Source organism: Clavibacter sp., from assembly GCF_014802555.1.
GTDB classification, from domain to species: Bacteria; Actinomycetota; Actinomycetes; order Actinomycetales; family Microbacteriaceae; genus Clavibacter; species Clavibacter sepedonicus.
Map to the genome: position 1 here is coordinate 14767 of NZ_JAAVCB010000082.1, position 18559 is coordinate 33325.

At 72.4% G+C, this 18559-nt stretch carries 14 protein-coding genes and 1 tRNA gene; 13 read left to right on the top strand and 2 right to left on the bottom strand.

All coding sequences use genetic code 11. The features are described 5' to 3' along the window. Positions 1-64 precede the first annotated feature (64 nt). The 4 genes from HDR73_RS09565 (at position 65) to mfd (ending at position 7360) form a co-directional block, all read left to right on the top strand. Complete coding sequence (locus HDR73_RS09565) at positions 65-2086, top strand: gluconokinase, GntK/IdnK-type (protein WP_012299734.1); 2022 nt, start codon at positions 65-67, stop codon at positions 2084-2086. Between the two features lie 170 nt (positions 2087-2256). Then, the gene (locus tag HDR73_RS09570) at positions 2257-2901 is read left to right on the top strand and encodes a 50S ribosomal protein L25/general stress protein Ctc (RefSeq protein ID WP_012299733.1); all 645 of its coding nucleotides are present in this window, start codon (positions 2257-2259) and stop codon (positions 2899-2901) included. A gap of 152 nt (positions 2902-3053) precedes the next feature. Next, positions 3054-3641, top strand: coding sequence for an aminoacyl-tRNA hydrolase (pth, locus tag HDR73_RS09575; RefSeq protein WP_012299732.1), 588 nt, complete (start codon positions 3054-3056; stop codon positions 3639-3641). An 86-nt stretch (positions 3642-3727) separates the two neighbouring features. Further along, a complete protein-coding gene (gene mfd, locus HDR73_RS09580) occupies positions 3728-7360 on the top strand; it encodes a transcription-repair coupling factor (protein ID WP_012299731.1) in 3633 nt (1210 codons plus the stop codon). A gap of 41 nt (positions 7361-7401) precedes the next feature. Here mfd and HDR73_RS09585 read toward each other — a convergent pair whose 3' ends face one another. Together HDR73_RS09585 and HDR73_RS09590 are read right to left on the bottom strand one after the other, a co-directional pair. Then, positions 7402-8319 (bottom strand): hypothetical protein, encoded by a 918-nt coding sequence (locus tag HDR73_RS09585; protein ID WP_133064107.1) that lies wholly within the window; start codon positions 8317-8319, stop codon positions 7402-7404. Positions 8320-8667: 348 nt separating this feature from the next. Then, entirely contained in the window at positions 8668-9897 is a 1230-nt protein-coding gene (locus HDR73_RS09590) for a Na+/H+ antiporter NhaA (RefSeq protein WP_041464672.1), read from the bottom strand. 107 nt (positions 9898-10004) lie between these two features. Between HDR73_RS09590 and HDR73_RS09595 the strand changes: the two genes are divergently transcribed. The 9 genes from HDR73_RS09595 (at position 10005) to HDR73_RS09635 (ending at position 18480) form a co-directional block, all read left to right on the top strand. Further along, positions 10005-10790, top strand: coding sequence for a nucleoside triphosphate pyrophosphohydrolase (locus HDR73_RS09595; protein WP_287136419.1), 786 nt, complete (start codon positions 10005-10007; stop codon positions 10788-10790). A 154-nt stretch (positions 10791-10944) separates the two neighbouring features. Then, positions 10945-11580, top strand: a complete 636-nt coding sequence (locus HDR73_RS09600; RefSeq protein ID WP_012299727.1) for a TetR/AcrR family transcriptional regulator — start codon at positions 10945-10947, stop codon at positions 11578-11580. Positions 11581-11592: 12 nt separating this feature from the next. After that, a complete protein-coding gene (hisS, locus tag HDR73_RS09605) occupies positions 11593-12900 on the top strand; it encodes a histidine--tRNA ligase (RefSeq protein ID WP_012299726.1) in 1308 nt (435 codons plus the stop codon). Positions 12901-13016: 116 nt separating this feature from the next. Then, the gene (gene eno, locus HDR73_RS09610; RefSeq protein WP_012299725.1) at positions 13017-14297 is read left to right on the top strand and encodes a phosphopyruvate hydratase; all 1281 of its coding nucleotides are present in this window, start codon (positions 13017-13019) and stop codon (positions 14295-14297) included. 89 nt (positions 14298-14386) lie between these two features. Further along, positions 14387-14944, top strand: a complete 558-nt coding sequence (locus HDR73_RS09615; RefSeq protein WP_012299724.1) for an FtsB family cell division protein — start codon at positions 14387-14389, stop codon at positions 14942-14944. Further along, positions 14941-15456 (top strand): DUF501 domain-containing protein, encoded by a 516-nt coding sequence (locus HDR73_RS09620; RefSeq protein ID WP_012299723.1) that lies wholly within the window; start codon positions 14941-14943, stop codon positions 15454-15456. Before HDR73_RS09615 ends, HDR73_RS09620 begins: the two co-directional genes overlap by 4 nt. Continuing rightward, on the top strand, positions 15453-16766 hold the full coding sequence (locus tag HDR73_RS09625) for a S8 family peptidase (RefSeq protein ID WP_086935915.1): 1314 nt from the start codon (positions 15453-15455) through the stop codon (positions 16764-16766). The genes HDR73_RS09620 and HDR73_RS09625 overlap by 4 nt, the downstream gene beginning before the upstream one ends. Before the next feature lie 37 nt (positions 16767-16803). Continuing rightward, positions 16804-18291 (top strand): NAD(P)/FAD-dependent oxidoreductase, encoded by a 1488-nt coding sequence (locus HDR73_RS09630; RefSeq protein WP_012299721.1) that lies wholly within the window; start codon positions 16804-16806, stop codon positions 18289-18291. 114 nt (positions 18292-18405) lie between these two features. Further along, a tRNA-Leu gene (locus HDR73_RS09635) sits at positions 18406-18480 on the top strand. Positions 18481-18559: the final 79 nt, after the last annotated feature.

Genomic DNA, 18559 nt, shown 5'->3' on the forward strand with positions numbered 1-18559 from the left:
AGTCGTCCTCAGGCTACGCCCGGGCCCCCGACCGTCAGCGGGGCGTCGGGGAGCGTCTCGTAGGATGGATGAGCGCACCCAGACGGTCGCGCCGCACGAGTTCCTCACCGAACCGCAGGGAGTGATCCGCATCGACGCCGTCCGCCCGTTCCCGCCCGTGATCGTGATGGGGGTCTCCGGATCCGGGAAGTCGACGGTCGGCGAGCTCCTCGCGCAGGACGCCGGCGTCCCGTTCATCGACGGCGACGACCTCCACCCCGAGGCCAACCGCCGCAAGATGGCCGAGGGCCACGCGCTCGACGACGACGACCGCCGCCCCTGGCTCGAGGAGGTGGGCCGCGCGCTCGCCGGTCGTCCCGAGGGCGGACCCGTCGTCGCGTGCAGCGCGCTCAAGCGCTCCTACCGCGACATCCTCCGCGCCGCCGCGCCCGACGCCGTCTTCGTGCACCTGGTCGGCGACCACGATCTGCTGGCCGAGCGCCTCGGCGGACGCGAGGGCCACTTCATGCCGTCGAGCCTCCTGTCGTCGCAGCTGCGCACGCTCGAGCCGCTCGGCGACGACGAGCAGGGGATCACGCTCGACATCACCGACGATCCCGTCGCGCTCGCGGACGCGGCCGTCCGCGAGCTGCTGCCCGGCGGCCGCACGGCGTCACCCGGCCGGGTCGACGACGCGCCGGCCACCTCGACCGAGCCCGCCGCCGCGGTGCCCGAGGCGGACGTCCCCGCGCTCGTCCGGGAGGCGCGGTCGGGGTCCGACGTGCCCCACACGGGCGCCGCCGCGGACGCGGCAGCGCCGTCCGAGCCCGGGCACCACGCCGCCGCCGTCCCGTCCGCCGCGGTCCGCGAGGCCGACGCCGCGCCCGCCGCCGTCGAGGGAGCGCCCGCCGCCGTCGTCCACGAGCCCATCCGCGTCGCGATCGTCGGCTGCGGCGTCATCGGCACGCACCATGCGCGCGTCCTCGCTGAGCACCCGGAGTTCCGCGTCGCCGCGCTCGTCGACGAGCTGCGCGCCGAGCGCCCGCGCGTCTTCGCGCACCTCGGCGACCTGATCCGCGCGGACGCCGCCGAGCTCGTCGTCATCTGCACGCCCAGCGGCCTGCACATCGGCCTCGCCGAGGAGGCGCTGGCCGCCGGCCTCCACGTCGTCATCGAGAAGCCGCTCGACGTCGACCTCGCGCGCGGCCGCCGCATCGCGGAGCTCGCGCGCGAGGCCGCCGGGCGGGGGATCCTCTCGACCGTCATCAGCCAGCACCGCTTCAACCCGTCGAGCGTCGTCGTCGACCGGGCCGTGCGCTCCGGCCGGCTCGGCCGGCTCACCTCGGCCGTCGCCAGCGCTCCGTGGTGGCGCAGCCAGGGCTTCTACGACTCCGGCCACTGGCGCGGCACGTGGGACCTCGACGGCGGCGGCGCCCTCATGAACCAGGGCGTGCACACGCTCGACCTGCTCGTCTCCTACCTCGGCCGCCCGGTCGAGGTGTACGCGCAGACCGCGCTGCTCGCCCACGACGGCATCGAGGTCGAGGACGTCGCAGTCGCCGTGATCCGCTTCGCGTCCGGCGCCCTCGCGACGCTGCAGGCGACCACCGCCGGGTACCCGGGCCTCGACACCCGCGTGCAGGTGCAGGGCACGCGCGGATCCGCCGTCATCGAGGCCGGATCCCTCACCTACTTCCACGCGGCGCCCGCGTCGGGCGTGCCCGCCCAGGCCGACGTGCGCAACGACGCCGAGCTCGAGATCCACGACGCCGACCTGCCGCGCTCGCCGCGCCTGGACAACACCTACCTCGAGGGCCACTACCGCCAGTACGACGACATCGCCGACGCCCTGCGCGTCGGCCGCCCGGCCGGCGTCACGGTCGACGACGCCTTCGTTTCGCTCGCCACCGTGGTGAGCGTCTACGTCTCGGCGACGCTCGGCACGCCGGTCGCGTTCGAGGACGTCGTCGACGGCGTGCACGACGGGCTGCGGCTCCGGGTCGGGCAGTCCATGCCGCCCGCGCCGGGATCGCCCGCGCCGGCCTCGGCCCCGGCCTCGGCCGCGGCCTCGGCGGACGCGTCGACCGGGGACCCGTCCGTCCGGTAGCATCGGGGGTTGAACTTCGGCGAGGGATCGCAAGAGCCGCGCGCGAGCGCGGCGGCGGTCCGTTATCGACGCGGTGGACGGGGCTCGCACCTCATTCCTCACGCGCAAGCGTTCGAGCAGACGACAGACACACGACGCGAGCCCTCACGGGCCGCAATTGGAGCGACACCATGGTTGACAACAACCTCTCCGCGGAGCTGCGCACGCAGTTCGGCAAGGGCGCGGCCCGCAAGATCCGCGCGGTCGGCAAGATCCCCGCGGTCATCTACGGCCACGGCACCGACCCGCAGCACGTCACGCTGCCGGGCCACGAGCTCATGCTCATCATCCGCAAGGCGAACCAGATCATCACGCTCGACATCGCGGGCACTCCGCAGCTGGTCCTCGTGAAGGACGTCCAGAAGGACCCCGTGCGCCAGATCATCGAGCACGTCGACCTCATCGTCGTCCGCCGTGGCGAGCGCGTCGAGGTCGAGGTCCCGATCCACGTCGAGGGCGAGTCCTACCCCGGCACGATCCACAACCTCGAGAACACATCCATCACGGTCGACGTCGAGGCCACCCACATCCCGGAGCGCTTCACCGTCTCCATCGAGGGCTTCGAGGAGGGCACGCAGATCACGGTCGGCCAGGTCGACCTGCCCGCCGGCGCCAACCTGGTGACCGACCCCGAGACGCTCGTGCTCGCCATCTCCGTGCCGCAGCTCGACCTCACGACCGACGCGGTCGACGAGGACGTCGTGGCCGAGGGCGACGCGGACGTCGCGGTCACCGACGACGGCGCCACGGGCGACCAGTCGGGCGACGACAAGTAGCGATCGCCCGCGGCTCCGGCCGCACGCACGACCAGCACGACAGCACGACCAGCACCACGGAGCCCGTCGGCCGCCGTCCGGGATCACCGGCAGCGGCCGGCGGGCTCCGCGCATCCGCGCCGGATGCGATCGACCTACCGAGGAGAGCGCACGTGGACGACCGGACCCTGCTCGTGGTCGGCCTCGGCAACCCCGGCCCGCAGTACGCGGGCACGCGGCACAACGTCGGCCAGATGGCGCTCGACGTGCTCGCGGACCGGATGCGCGCCACGTTCCGCTCGCATCGCGCCAACGCGCAGGTCGCGGAGGGGCGCGCCGTCCCGGGCGGTCCGAAGCTCATCCTCGCGAAGCCGAACTCGTTCATGAACCTGTCCGGCGGGCCGGTCGCGAACCTCCTCTCGTACTTCTCGCTCGAGCCCGCGCAGCTCGTGGTCGCGCACGACGAGCTCGACATCCCGTTCGACTCCATGAAGCTCAAGCAGGGCGGCGGTCACGGCGGCCACAACGGGATCCGCGACATCATCTCCTCCGCCGGCACGGGCGACTTCACGCGCGTGCGCATCGGCATCGGGCGCCCGCCCGGCCGCCAGGACGCCGCCGACTTCGTGCTGAAGCCCTTCTCCTCCACCGAGCGGCAGGTGCTGCCGAACGTGCTGGAGGACGCGGCCGACGCCGTCGAGATGATCGCCTCCGAGGGCCTCATCGCGGCGCAGCTGCGCTTCCACACCGCCGCGTCCTGATCCGCGCCCGGCCCGGTCCGCGCGTCCCGCGTCCGCCCACGGCGGACGGAGGCGGCCCTGTCGGTGGCGGCGCGTACGATCATCTGGTGATCCTCCAGGGCTTGATCCCGGCGCTCTCGCGCGCCTCCACGTTCGACGACGCCCTCGCATCGGCCTCCCGCGACGCCGACTTCTCCCTCACCGAGGGGCTCCAGGGGCCGCTGCTCGCGGGGCTCCTCCGCCAGCGCATCCAGCGCGGCATCCCGGGGTGCCTGCTCGTCGTCACCGCCACCGGCCGCGAGTCCGAGGGCATGCGCCGCAGCCTCGACGCGGTGCTGCCGGACGCGGAGATCCTCGAGTTCCCCGCGTGGGAGACGCTGCCGCACGAGCGGCTGAGCCCGAGCGCCGAGATCGTGGGCAAGCGCATCCACGCGCTGCGCCGCATGGAGCAGTGGCATGCCGCGCTCGGCCAGGGCGCGCGCGAGGTGCCGGCCGACCAGGTGCGCCCGCTCGTCATCGTCGCCTCGGTGCGCGCGGCCCTCCAGCCCGTCGCCGACAACCTCACGGAGCTGGCGCCCGTGCAGCTCGCCACCGGCAGCCGCGGCCACGACCTCTCCGAGCTGGCCGTCCGGCTCGTCGACCTCGCGTACTCGCGCGTCGACATGGTCACGCGCCGCGGCGAGTTCGCGGTGCGCGGCGGCATCCTCGACGTGTTCCCGCCCGTCTCCGACCACCCCGTGCGCGTCGAGTTCTTCGGCGACGAGGTCGACCAGATGCGGCCGTTCGCGGTCGCCGACCAGCGGTCCCTCGAGGAGGAGATCACCTCGGTCGAGCTGCCGCCGAGCCGCGAGCTGCTGCTGAGCGCGCCCGTGCGCCAGCGCGCCCGCGAGATGCAGCACGAGTTCCCGAACCTCCAGCAGATGCTGGCGAAGATCGCGGAGGGCATCCCGGTGGAGGGCATGGAGTCGCTCGCGCCCGCGCTCGTCGACAGGCTCGTGCCGGTCACGCACTACCTGCCGGTGGACGCGGCCATCGCCGTCGTCTCGCCCGAGCGCGTGTCCACGCGCGCGCAGAGCCTCGCCGACACCAACCGCGAGTTCCTCGACGCCGCCTGGAACGCCGCGACCGCAGGCGCGCAGGCGCCCATCGACCTCGCGTCCGGCGACTTCCTCTCGCTGGGGAGGCTCCGCGACGCCCGCGGCCCGCGTCGCTGGTGGACCCTCTCCGGCTTCCAGGCCACCGACGTGCTGCCGGAGGACCTCGGGATCGACGAGGTCATGACCGTGCGCATCCAGGCGGATCCCGTGCCGAGCTTCGCGGGCAACGCCGACGGCGCCATCGAGCACGTGCGCGAGCGCCTCGCGGCCGGGTGGGCCGTGGGCGTCGTGGCCCAGGGATCCGGCCTCGTCGAGCGCGCCGACACCGTGCTCCGCGACGCGGGCGTCCCGGCGCGCGTGGTCGAGGAGTTCCCGGCCGAGCCCGAGCCCGGCATCGCCTACCTGCTCCGCTCCGCCATCGACGCGGGCTTCGAGATGCCCGAGGTCAAGCTCGCGCTCCTCACCGAGAGCGAGTTCTACGGGCGCGCCGCCGGCTACGACAGCCGCCAGGTCAAGAAGCTCGCCACGCGGCGCAAGAACGTGGTGGATCCGCTGCAGCTCAAGCCCGGCGACCACGTCGTGCACACCACGCACGGCATCGGGAAGTTCGTGGAGCTCACCCAGCGCGAGGTCTCCTCGGGCGGCCGCGACACCGTGAAGACGCGGCGCGAGTACCTCGTCATCGAGTACGCGCCCTCCAAGCGCGGCTACCCGGGCGACAAGCTCTTCGTGCCCACCGACCAGCTCGACCTGCTCAGCCGCTACGTCGGCGGCGAGGAGCCGAGCCTCAGCAAGATGGGCGGCAGCGACTGGGCCGCGGCCAAGGGCAAGGCGCGCCGCGCCGTCCGCGACATCGCGGTCGAGCTCGTCAAGCTCTACTCGGCGCGCATGGCGTCGCGCGGCCACTCCTTCCCGCCGGACACCCCGTGGCAGCGCGAGCTCGAGGAGGCGTTCCCCTTCATGGAGACGCCGGATCAGCTCACCGTCATCGACGAGGTCAAGCGCGACATGGAGAGCCCCATCCCCATGGACCGCCTGGTCTCGGGCGACGTCGGCTTCGGCAAGACCGAGATCGCCGTGCGCGCCGCGTTCAAGGCCGTGCAGGACGGCAAGCAGGTCGTGATGCTCGTGCCCACGACCCTGCTCGTGAAGCAGCACTTCGAGACCTTCTCCGAGCGCTTCGCCGGGTTCCCCGTGCACCTCCGTCAGCTCAGCCGCTTCCAGTCGGAGAAGGAGTCGCGCGAGACCGTGAAGGGGCTGGAGGACGGCTCGGTCGACGTCGTCATCGGCACCCACCGCCTGCTCACGGGCAGCATCGCGTTCAAGGACGTGGGGCTCGTCATCATCGACGAGGAGCAGCGGTTCGGCGTGGAGCATAAGGACGCGCTGAAGAAGCTGAAGGCCAACGTCGACATCCTCGCGATGTCGGCCACGCCCATCCCGCGCACGCTCGAGATGGCGGTCACGGGCATCCGCGAGATGTCGACGCTCGCGACGCCGCCGGAGGACCGGCACCCCATCCTCACGTTCGTGGGGCCGAACAGCGAGAAGCAGATCGCCGCCGCCATCCGCCGCGAGCTGCTGCGCGAGGGCCAGGTGTTCTTCGTGCACAACCGTGTCTCGAGCATCAACCGGGTCGCGTCGGAGCTCGCCGAGCTCGTGCCCGAGGCGCGCGTCGCCGTCGCCCACGGCAAGATGAGCGAGGCGATGCTGGAGCAGGTCATCGTCGACTTCTGGGAGCGCAAGTTCGACGTGCTCGTCTCGACCACCATCATCGAGACCGGCCTCGACATCGCGAACGCGAACACGCTCATCATCGACCGGGCTGACAAGTATGGCCTCAGCCAGCTGCACCAGCTGCGCGGGCGCGTCGGCCGCGGGCGGGAGCGCGCGTACGCGTACTTCCTCTACGACGCCGACAAGCCGCTGTCCGAGACGGCGCACGACCGGCTGTCCACCATCGCGGCGAACAACGAGCTGGGATCCGGCATGCAGGTCGCGCTCAAGGACCTCGAGATCCGCGGCGCCGGCAACCTGCTGGGCGGCGAGCAGTCCGGCCACATCCAGGGCGTCGGCTTCGACCTGTACCTGCGCATGATCGGCGAGGCCGTCTCGACCTTCCGCGGCGACGTCGCGGAGGGCCAGACCGAGCTGCGGCTCGAGCTGCCGGTCGACGCGCACATCCCCGAGGAGTACGTGGACAGCGAGCGGCTGCGCCTCGAGGCGTACCAGAAGCTCTCCACCGCGGCCTCGCCCACGGCCACCGACGACCAGATCGACCGGGTCATCGAGGAGCTGTCGGACCGCTACGGCGAGCCGCCCGTTGAGGTCGACAACCTCGTGCGGGTCTCGCGTCTGCGCCGCGTGGCGCAGCGGGCGGGCCTCAGCGAGGTCGTCGCGATGGGCCGGAACCTGCGCATCGCTCCGGCCGACCTCGCCGACAGCAAGCAGGTGCGGCTGCAGCGCATGTACCCGGGCAGCCGGCTGTTCGCGCAGACCAACGCCGTCACGGTGCCGCTGCCCAAGCGCGACGGCGAGCCGCTGCCCGACGCCGAGCTCGTGGACTGGGTGCGCCAGCTGCTCGACGCGGTCTTCACCGTCGAGCCGGCGCCGGCCGCGAAGGAGTCCGCCCCCAAGGCGTGATCCCTCCTTTTGTCGTCATAGTCCTCATCATCTGTCAAGTCTCAACTCACGAAGGTCCGTCCGGCCGCGCGTAGCCGTTCACGGAGGCCTTTCGGTGCTGCGGTTGCGCGAAGACGCTCGAGGTCATTGAGTCTCCTCGTCAGATTTCGGACCGTCCTGAGCGAGTCGTTCCGAAATACCCAGGCCATCGCGCCGGAGAGGGAGGCCGTGAACAGAGCCTCAGGGAGCATTCGCCACAAGTGTGAGCAGAGTATTGGAACCAGCAATTCCGCGCCGTACAGAACGGCTATGCATTCGACTGGAGCTTCGCTGGTGAAGAGGGCGATGATGTTGAACATGGAAAGAAGCACAGCGTAGAGGATAAAAGCCATTGCGCACATGCCGAAGGCGGCCAACTGGCTCTCGACCCCGAGGGAACCTGCGCCGAGTTGTGTGAAGACAATGAGACCCATCGCCATGCCGACGAAAGTTACGCATGCGATGACCCACGTATTCTCGGATTTTTGTTCGATGGCTAATTCTGCAATGACCGAAAAGGCGAATGCGTGGCCGAGTATTATCCATAGCGGCGGCTTCACGCTGGCTGCCTCGGGGATCGAGCTTTCGACTCGACGAAGACGATCCTCTGCCTTGGACAAGCTGGCAGCCGTCCCGGTCAGCTGGGTCTCGTGATCGGGTACGACGAAGCGGCCGACCTCCATGCCGAGCAGCCAGCAAGTGGCGGCTGCAGGGAGTATCACGACAAGCGCGGGGATTCTCCGCACATCACTGAATGTCGCCCCGACGGCGAAGGTCGTGAGGACGAGAGCCGCGACTGCCATCAACACGCCGACGGCGCCAACGCTGCGTCTCACGCGTTCTTGGTGCTTCTGGTCCTCGAAGGTCGATTGCCCTCCGAGCGAGATTCCAAACAAGACTATTGTCACTGCGAGGTAGGACAATAGCGAGTTCGTCGTCACGTCCCCGAGGGTCACGCCCCAGACCGACACCCATGCGAATTGAGGAAGCGCGCTAGCGCTACTCGGAGATGCGATGTTCACCACGAGCCCGGCTATCCAAAAGCACGGCGCAATCGAGGCCAACGCGAACGTATGTATGAATCGACGGGATTGGGGTAGGGATGCTGGTCTCGCTGGCTCCATGGGCTCTCCTCATCACGACGGTTGAGAGGTCAGGGTATGGGCTGTCGTCTTGGTCGTTCGGGCCTATTGACACGAGCTCGTGTTGCGGGTTAGCCGTCCGCGCTTAAGCACTGAGGCGGCGTTCGCCCCTCCACGGGCGGTCTACGAGTGGACGCCGCTCCAGGATCAGCTTGGGGCCGGCCCGCCGTCCACGTGCGCCGGGAAGTCGTCGCGCGTCGCGTCGTCCTCCTCCGCGGCCGCACTTCCACGGCGGGCCTGGTGGCTCCGGATCGACAGCGTAACGGCCGCCGCGACGATCGAGACGCCCGAGCCGAGCAGCACCGCGAGCGTGCCCTCGTCGCGCACCTCGTCGAGGCCGGCGAACGCGAGCTCGCTCATCAGCAGCGAGACGGTGAAGCCGATGCCGCCGAGGAGCGAGACGGTCACGAGATCCCGCCCCGCGAGCCCGCTGGGAGCGCCCCGGCGGCGCGCGACCCATGCCCCGAGCAGCCCGCCCGCCGTGATGCCGACGAGCTTCCCGAGCGGGAGCGCCAGCGCGATGCCCCAGAACGCCGGGGCCAGCTCGGCCAGCCCGACGGCGGGGATCGCCACGAGCGCAGCGGAGAACGCGAACAGCGGCAGGACGATGCCGTTCGAGGCCGGCTCCAGCGCGTGCGCCGCGCGGAGGCCCGAGAGGCGGGGGAGCGCGAAGCCGAGCGCGACGCCCGCGATGGTCGCGTGGATCCCGGAGGAGAGCGTCGCCCACCAGGTCACCAGGGCGATGAGCACCAGCAGCGCGACCACGGCGATCCGTGCGGCTCCCGTCCGCCCGACGCCGAGGCGACCCACGACCGCGAACAGGACGACGCCCGCGACCGCGAGGCCGAGCGCGCCCACGTCGAGGTCGGTCGTGAAGAAGACCGCGATGATCACGATGGCGATGAGGTCGTCGAGCACCGCGAGCGCGAGGAGGAAGACGCGGACGGCGGCGGGCAGGCCGCGTCCGAAGACCGCGAGGACGCCCAGCGCGAAGGCGATGTCGGTCGCGGTGGGCACCGGCCACCCGCGCTCGAGGCCGCTGCCCGCGGTGATCGCGAGGTACACGCCCGCCGGCACCGCCACGCCGCCTACCGCCGCGATGGCGGGCACGAGCGCCGCGGAGACGCTGTCCAGCCCGCCGGCCAGGAACTCGTGCTTGAGCTCGACGGCGACGATGAAGAAGAAGACCACGAGCAGGCCGTCGCTCACCCAGTGGCGGAGCGACAGGTCGACGCCGATCGCGGGGACGGCGAGGTGCCCGTCGGCCCACGCGATGAGGCCGGGCCCTGCCGGGGTGTTCGCGACGACGAGGCCGACGACGGCGGCCAGGAGGAGGAGTCCGGCGGCGACGCGCTCGGAGCGGATGAGGGAGGTCATGGAGGCCTTCCGGGGTCGGGGGAGGGGGAGACGGTCACCCGCCGCCGACCAGACTTCCCGGCACACCGACCACCAGCCTACCGGCGGGCCGGTGCGAGGATGGCGGGATGAGCGAGCCCGCGTCCCCGTCCGCATCCGCCGCGTCGTCCGCATCCGCCGCCGCCTCGGGAGCCGACGCTGTCGCGGACCTGGCCGCCGCCATGGCCGCCCTGCGCGCCCCCGACGGCTGCGTCTGGAACCGCGGGATGACGCACCGGACCCTCGTCCCGTACCTCCTCGAGGAGAGCCACGAGCTCGTCGAGGCCATCGAGACCGACGACGTGCCCGGCATGCGCGAGGAGCTGGCCGACGTGCTCCTCCAGGTCGTGTTCCACGCCGACATCGCGCGCACCGAGGGTGGGGGCTTCGACCTCGCCGACGTCGCCCGCACCGCGACGGAGAAGATGGTGCGCCGTCACCCGCACGTCTTCGGCGACGAGCGCGCCGACATCGTCGAGGAGGTCCTGCGCGTCTGGGGCGCCGCTAAGGACCGCGAGAAGTCGGCGCGCACGAGCGTCGTCGACGGGATCCCGATGGGCATGCCGTCCCTCGCCCTCGCCGACAAGCTGCTCGGCCGGGCGGAGCGCGTCGGGCTGCTCGAGGCGGACGCACCGGCCGCGATCCCGGTCGACGACGAGGACGACCTCGGCCGGCTGCTGCTCGCGGTCGTGGTCTCAGCGAGGTCGCGGGGGCTCGACGCGGAGCGCGCGCTGCGGACGACGCTGCGGTCGCTGACCGCGGAGATCCGCGCGGCCGAGCCGGCAGCCGGAGCGGGCGGGGGCGCCGCGGGCGAGGGCTCTGCGGGCGCCGCGGCCGATGACGACACGGCCCCCGGCGCGGGCCGGAGCGCCTGAGGCGAGGTCCGGCCCGCGGGGGCGTCGCCCGGGATTTACCCGATCCCGGGCCGCCGTGTCCGTCGCATCCACCCGAAGGAGACGACGGACAGATCTGGGCGCTCACACCGTACGGGTCTTCGCCCCATGTCCATCACGGGCGTTATGGTGAGGCGTGGCAGCTCCGGATCCGCACCGCCGCCAGGACCTGCTGGCCCACATCCTCGACCACCTCCGCGCGCACCCGCTCCAGTCGGTGACCTTCCGCGGGCTGGCCGACGCCCTCGGCGAGAGCACGTTCGTGCTCGTCTACCACTTCGGATCCAAGGAGCGGCTGCTCGAGGCCGCGATGGACGCCGTCGACCAGCGCCAGGCCGAGATGGTCGAGGGCGACCCGCGGGAGATCGGCCCCGGCGAGCTCCGCGAGTGGATCACCCGGGCCTGGGGCTGGCGCCTCACCGACGTCAACCGCGACTTCCAGCGCCTCGAGTTCGAGGCCGCGCTCCTCCGCACGCGCGACGGCGTCGTCCGGCCGGATGCCATCGCGAGCGTCTCCGCGTGGCGCCGGTTCGCGCTCGAGTGGATGCTGGCCCACGGCGTCCCCGACGACGTCGCCCTCGACACGGCCGACCTCCTCCAGGCCGGGTCCTACGGCCTCCAGTTCGACTTCGTGATCTCCGGCGACCGCGACCGGGCCATGCGCGGCTTCGAGGCCCTCATCGACGCGTTCACCCCGCGCATCCAGCCGTGGCTCGACCTGGCCGAGGAGCAGGGGTCGCCCGGGGCGCCGGAGCGGCCGCCCGCCGCCTGACAGAATCGGGGGATGCCCCAGCAGATCACGCCGCCCCGCGGCATGCGCGACTTCCTGCCCGCCGAGAAGGCCCGACGCGAGCAGGCGCTCGCCATCATCCGCCGCACCTACCGTGCGCACGGCTTCGACGAGATCGAGACGCCCGTGGTCGAGGAGTCCGGACGCCTGCACGCGGGCCTCGGCGGCGACAACGAGAAGCTCGCCTACTCGGTGCTGAAGCGCGGCCTCTCGGGCGACGACCTGCACGCGGCCGCCGACGCGGGCGACGTGCTGGCGCTCTCCGACCTGGGCCTCCGCTTCGACCTCACGGTGCCGCTCGCGCGCTTCTACGCCTCGCACCGCGCGGAGCTGCCGGGCGTGTTCCGCTCGATCCAGGCCGCCCCCGTCTGGCGCGCCGAGCGCCCGCAGAAGGGCCGCTACCGCCAGTTCATGCAGTGCGACATCGACATCATCGGCGAGGCCGGGCAGCTGGCCGAGGTCGAGCTGATCTCCGCCACCGCGGCCACGCTCGCGGCGCTCGGCCTCACGGGCTGCACCATCCGCGTGAACGACCGCCGAATCCTCGCCGGGATCCTCGACTCCTGCGGTTTCGCGGCGGAGCGGCAGGCGCAGGCCCTCATCAGCATCGACAAGCTCGACAAGATCGGCGCGACGGGCGTCGTCGCGGAGCTCGCCGAGGGCGGGGCGGACGCGGCGGCGGTGCTCGGCGGGATCCTCGAGCGCATCGAGCCCGCGCTCGCCGACGGCGGCGTGCCGCTCACGACCGAGGCGATCACCGCGATCCTCCCCGCGGGCGTCGACCCCGACGCGGTCGCCGACCTCGAGACCCTCGCGGACGCGCTCGTCGGCCTGCCCGACGGCGTCACGCTTCGCTTCGACCCGACCCTCGTGCGCGGCATGGGCTACTACACGGGCACCATCTTCGAGATCGCGCACCCCGCCTCCGGCAGCTCGGTGGGCGGCGGCGGCCGGTACGACGGCATGATCGGCCGCTTCCTCGGCCAGGACGTGCCGGCCGCCGGCTTCTCCATCGGCTTCGAGCGGATCGTCGACCTGGCCGTCCTGCCCGTGGCGGCGGACGACGACGCCATCGCGCTCGTGCACGACCGGCGCACCCCGGTGCGGGTGCTCGCGCGCCTCAAGGCGGAGCTCGTCGCGTCGGGCCGGCGCGTGCGCCTGGAGCCGCGGCCGAAGAACGTCGCGCCGCTCCTCGAGGCGCTCAAGCAGCAGGGATTCCGCACGTTCGCGGCCGTCGACGGCGACACGGGCGACGCCGCCAGCCTGCAGGAGCGACCGCTCGACGGCGGCCCGCGCGGCTGATCCGTCACCTGCGCGACACCTGCGCGCGGGCCCCGCCGCCCGCGGCCCGGAACGGCCCCGCGGCTAGGATGGACCCGACTTCCCACCCCCTCACCGCAACGCAAGGAGACCATTCCGTGGCAGCCATCGAAGCAGTCAACGCACGCGAGATCCTCGACTCCCGGGGCAACCCGACCGTCGAGGTCGAGGTGCTCCTGGAGGACGGCACGTTCACGCGCGCCGCCGTCCCGTCCGGCGCATCCACCGGCGCGTTCGAGGCGTACGAGCTGCGCGACGGCGACGCGGGCCGCTACCTGGGCAAGGGCGTCCAGAAGGCCGTCGCCGCCGTCGTCGACGAGATCGGCCCGGCCATCCAGGACCTCGACGCCGCCGACCAGCGCATCATCGACGCCACGATGATCGAGCTCGACGGCACCGAGAACAAGTCCCGCCTCGGCGCGAACGCGCTGCTCGGCGTCTCCCTCGCCGTCGCGAAGGCCGCGGCCGACTCGGCCGAGCTGCCCCTCTACCGCTACCTCGGCGGCCCGAACGCGCACACGCTGCCCGTCCCCATGCTCAACGTCATCAACGGCGGCTCGCACGCGGACACCAACGTCGACATCCAGGAGTTCATGCTCCTGCCCGTCGGCGCGTCCACCTTCTCCGAGGGCCTGCGCTGGGGCGTGGAGACGTACCACGCGCTCAAGAGCCTGCTGAAGAAGAAGGGCCTGTCCACCGGCCTCGGCGACGAGGGCGGCTTCGCGCCGAACCTCGACAGCAACCGCGCCGCGCTCGACCTGCTGATGGAGGCCATCGACGCCGCGGGCTTCACCGCGGGCAAGCAGATCGCGCTCGGCCTCGATGTCGCGTCCAGCGAGTTCTACTCGGACGGCGCGTACACGTTCGAGGGCCAGAAGGTGGATGCGGCGCACCTCACCGCGTACTTCGCCGATCTCGTCGCGTCCTACCCCCTCATCACCATCGAGGACCCGCTGGACGAGGACGACTGGGCCGGGTACGACCACTTCACCGCCGAGCTCGGCTCCAAGGTGCAGATCGTCGGTGACGACCTCTTCGTCACCAACCCCAAGCGCCTCGCCGACGGCATCACGCGCGGCGTCGCCAACTCGATCCTCGTCAAGGTGAACCAGATCGGCACGCTCACCGAGACGCTCGACGCGGTCAGCCTCGCGCAGCGCAGCGGCTACACCACCGTGCTCTCGCACCGCTCCGGCGAGACCGAGGACACGACCATCGCCGACCTCGCGGTCGCGGTGGAGGCGGGCCAGATCAAGACCGGCGCCCCCGCCCGCAGCGAGCGCGTCGCGAAGTACAACCAGCTCCTCCGCATCGAGCAGGACCTCGGCGCCGCCGCGGTCTACGCCGGCCGCAGCGCCTTCCCGCGCTTCCAGGCCTGATCCGGCCGATCCGCCCGCGCCCCTCCCGGCGCGGGCGGATCGCCGTTCCCGCCCCCCGCACGACCCGACCCGCACACGAAGGAGGACCGATGGCCCGCTTCCCCGGCCTCGACACCCTCCGCGCCCGCCGGGCGCCGCGCCCGCGCACCGAGCGGGTCCCCGTGGCGCTGCCCGACGGCGACGCGCCCGCGGGCAACTGGCTCCGCAGCATGCGCTTCTCCGGCTTCTCGGTCATGGTGCTCGTGCTCCTCGTCCTCACGGTCGTGGTGCTCGCCCCGGGCCTGCGCATCTACCTCGAGCAGCGGCAGCAGCTCAGCAGCCTGCAGAGCGCGGTGGACGCCCAGAAGGGCACCATCGCCCAGCTCCAGGACCAGCGCGCCCGCTACGACGACCCCGCCTTCCTCAAGGCCCAGGTGCGGGATCGCCTCTTCTACGTCATGCCCGGCGAGACGAGCTACCTCGTCCGCGGGCTGCCCGCCGCGTCCGGGGAGGCGACCACCACGCCCGACGGCGCGCCCATCAGCGCCGACCTGCAGGAGACGAAGCAGGACTGGGTGCAGGCCCTGCTCGGATCCGCGCTCACCAGCGCCCTCAGCGACACCCCGCCCGACCAGCTCCAGGGATCCGTCCAGGGAGGCGACCAGTGACCCGACCCCCCTTCGACCCGCCGTCCGAGCGCGACGTGCGCGTCGTCACCGCCCAGCTCGGTCGACCCGCGCGCGACGTCGTCGGGATCGCCGCCCGCTGCGTCTGCGGCAACCCCACCGTCGTGAGCACCGCCCCGCGCCTCACCGACGGCACGCCGTTCCCCACGCTCTACTACCTGTGCCACCCCGCGGCCACCACCGCCATCTCGCACCTCGAGGCGGAGCACGTCATGGCCGAGCTGCAGGACGACCTCGCGGAGGACGAGGCGCTGCGCGACGCGTACGCCGCCGCCCACGCGTCCTACCTCGCCGACCGCGAGTCGATCCTCGTGGTGCCCGAGCTCGCGGGCGTCTCCGCGGGCGGCATGCCCGTGCGCGTCAAGTGCCTGCACGCCCTCGCGGGCCACGCGCTCGCCGCGGGTCCGGGCGTGAACCCCATCGGCGACATCGCGCTGGCCCGGGCGTCCTGGTCGCCGGACGTCTGCGAGTGCGCCGACCCCGACGCGGCATGATCCGCGCGTCGGGCACCCGCGCGTCCGGCATCCCCGCCTCCAGCCCGCGCCCGGCGACGCGGCCCGCGCGCCGCGTGGCGCGGGCGGCCGCCGTCGGGATCCTCGCCCTCGTCGCCGTGCTGCCGACCGCGACGCCCGCCCACGCGGATCCCGTGCGCGAGCGCGAGTACTGGCTCGCCGACTACGGCATCGAGCAGGCGTGGCAGACCACCCGAGGTGAGGGCGTGAAGGTCGCCGTCATCGACACGGGCGTCGACGCGTCCGTCGCCGACCTGCGCGGCGCGGTCGTGGGCGGCACCGACGTGTCGGGCGTCGGATCCACGGACGGAACGAAGCCCGTCGGCGCCTCGAGCGAGCACGGCACCATGGTGGCGTCGCTCCTCGCCGGCCGCGGCACCGGCACGGGATCTGGCGTCATCGGCGTGGCCCCGGCCGCGAGCGTCCTCAGCGTCTCGGTCGCGCTCGGCGGCCCGACCCCGGGCGCGCGGGACGAGGACGCGCAGATCGCCGACGCCGTCCGCTGGGCCGTCGACAACGGCGCGCAGGTCATCAACATGAGCCTCACCCGCAACTCGCTCGACTGGCCGGAGAGCTGGGATCGCGCCTTCCTCTACGCCTACCAGCACGACGTCGTGGTCGTCGCGGCGGCGGGCAACCGGGGGAGCGGCACCACGGAGGTCGGCGCGCCGGCCACGATCCCCGGCGTGCTGGCCGTCGCGGGCGTCGACCGCGCGGGGGCCGCGAGCTTCGACGCGTCGTCGCAGGGCATCACCATCGCGGTGGCCGCGCCCAGCGAGCAGCTCGTCGGCGTCGAGCCCGGCGGCCGGTACGTGCAGTGGAGCGGCACGAGCGGCGCGGCGCCCCTCGTCTCCGGCGTGGTCGCGCTCGTGCGGGCCGCGCATCCGGAGCTGAAGGCCGACGACGTCGTGGAGCGCGTGCTCGCGACGGCCGAGCAGAAGGGCCAGCCGGAGATCTACGGGCGCGGCCTCGTGGACGCGGCCGCCGCCGTGACGGCCGACGTCGCGCCCGCGAGCGGGAAGCCGCTCGGCGACCTGGAGGAGTGGGTGCGCCTGTACCGCCGCGCTCCCGCCGCCACGCCGGATCCGGCCGCCTCCGCCACCCCGGACGCCGCGCCCGCGACGCCCGCCGACGCGCCCACCGCCGACCCCGCGGCCGACGCGCTGCCGACCGCGGGCGAGCTCCGGCAGGTGGGGATCCCCGCCCTCGTCCTCTCCGTCTTCGCGGCGCTCGCGGCAGCCATGGCCGTCGTGGCGACGCGGCATTTCAGGCGGCTGCTCCGGAAGGGGTAGCCTGATTTCGACCACAACCTGCAGGGAGTCATCCATCGTGCCCAAAATCCTGATCGTCGGCGGCGGCTACGCCGGTTTCTACACGGCATGGAAGCTCGAGTCGCACCTCCGATCCGGCGAGGCCGAGGTCACCATGGTCGACCCGCTGCCGTACATGACGTACCAGCCGTTCCTGCCCGAGGTGGTCTCCGGATCCATCGAGCCCCGCCACGCGGTCGTCTCGCAGCGCCGCCACCTCCGCACCACCAACGTCGTGACGGCGAAGGTCACCGGCATCGACCACGCGTCGAAGACCGCGACCATCACGCCGCCCGTCGGTGAGCCGTACGAGTTCACGTACGACATCATCGTCGTCACCGCGGGCAGCGTCTCGCGCACGTTCCCGATCCCGGGCGTCGCGGACGAGGCCATCGGCCTGAAGACGATCGAGGAGGCCGTCGCCATCCGCGACCGCATCTTCGCCAACTTCGACCGTGCGGCCACGCTGCCGGCCGGCCCCGAGCGCGAGCGCCTCCTCACCTTCGTGGTGGTCGGCGGCGGCTTCGCCGGCATCGAGGTCTTCGCCGAGATGCGCAGCATCGCGACCGACCTCGTGAAGAAGTACCCCGAGATCGACTTCGAGGACACGCACTTCCACCTCATCGAGGCGATGGGCCGCATCATGCCCGAGGTGTCGCTCGAGACCAGCCACTGGGTGCTGAAGAACCTCGCCGAGCGCGGCGCGAACGTGCACCTCGACACGCAGCTCAAGTCCGCCGTCGGCGGCGTCGTCGAGCTGTCGACCGGCGAGTCGTTCGAGTCCGACGTCATCGTCTGGACCGCGGGCGTCATGGCCAGCCCCATGCTCAAGAACACCGACCTGCCGATCGAGGAGCGCGGGCGCCTGCGCGTGCGCGCCGACGGTCGCGTCGAGGGCGACGACGGCATCGTGGCGGACGCCTGGGGCGCCGGCGACGTGGCGGCCACCCCCGACCTCACGGGCGGCGGCGTCGGCGGCTTCTGCGTGCCCAACGCGCAGCACGCCGTGCGCCAGGGCAAGCTCATGGCGAAGAACCTCACCGCGAGCCTCCGCGGCGAGGGCGTCACCGACTACTTCCACAAGAACCTCGGCGCCGTCGCGGGCCTCGGCCTGTACCAGGGCGCGTTCCAGTCCGGCAAGATCGGCATCACGGGCTTCCCCGCCTGGGTCATGCACCGCGGCTACCACGGCCTCGCGATCCCGTCCTTCGAGCGCAAGGCGCGCGTCGTCACCGGCTGGGTGAACAACCTGGTCTGGGGTCGCGACATCGTCTCGCTCGAGGCGCGCGAGACCCCGCGCACCGCGTTCGAGACGTTCGCGTCGCGCCCGCGTCCCGCCGCGGACGCCGCGCCGGCCGCTCCCGCGAAGAAGGAGGCGGCACCCGCCAAGAAGGCCGCCGACGACACGGCCGACGCGCCCACCGAGGGCGAGAAGTCCCCGGCGCTCGCGGGCAGCTACAGCTCGTCGCCCAGCGTGGAGAACGCGGACGAGAAGCCCTCGGCCTGATCCACCCGCACCACCGACGACGGCCCGCAGGCTCGAGCCTGCGGGCCGTCGTCATGCCCGGGCGCACCGGATCCGCCGGCCGACCGTAGGCTGTCGGGAGCGCCGAGGCGCCACGCCCCCGTAGTCCAATTGGCAGAGACGGGCGACTTAAAATCGCTACAGGTCAGGGTTCGAGTCCCTGCGGGGGCACCGCTGGCTGGGCGCCTGCGATCCCGATATTGAGGGGGAGTAGGGGGCCCATGAAGCCGCTCGGAGCACCCGCCTCCGA

Excerpts from the sequence above, each read along its gene's own strand:
- HDR73_RS09565 (WP_012299734.1), top strand. The coding sequence starts at position 65 with ATGGATGAGCGCACCCAGACGGTCGCGCCGCACGAGTTCCTCACCGAA.
- HDR73_RS09590 (WP_041464672.1), bottom strand. The coding sequence starts at position 9,897 with ATGACCTCCCTCATCCGCTCCGAGCGCGTCGCCGCCGGACTCCTCCTC.
- HDR73_RS09595 (WP_287136419.1), top strand. The coding sequence starts at position 10,005 with ATGAGCGAGCCCGCGTCCCCGTCCGCATCCGCCGCGTCGTCCGCATCC.
- hisS (WP_012299726.1), top strand. The coding sequence starts at position 11,593 with ATGCCCCAGCAGATCACGCCGCCCCGCGGCATGCGCGACTTCCTGCCC.
- HDR73_RS09570 (WP_012299733.1), top strand. The coding sequence starts at position 2,257 with ATGGTTGACAACAACCTCTCCGCGGAGCTGCGCACGCAGTTCGGCAAG.
- HDR73_RS09625 (WP_086935915.1), top strand. The coding sequence starts at position 15,453 with ATGATCCGCGCGTCGGGCACCCGCGCGTCCGGCATCCCCGCCTCCAGC.
- HDR73_RS09615 (WP_012299724.1), top strand. The coding sequence starts at position 14,387 with ATGGCCCGCTTCCCCGGCCTCGACACCCTCCGCGCCCGCCGGGCGCCG.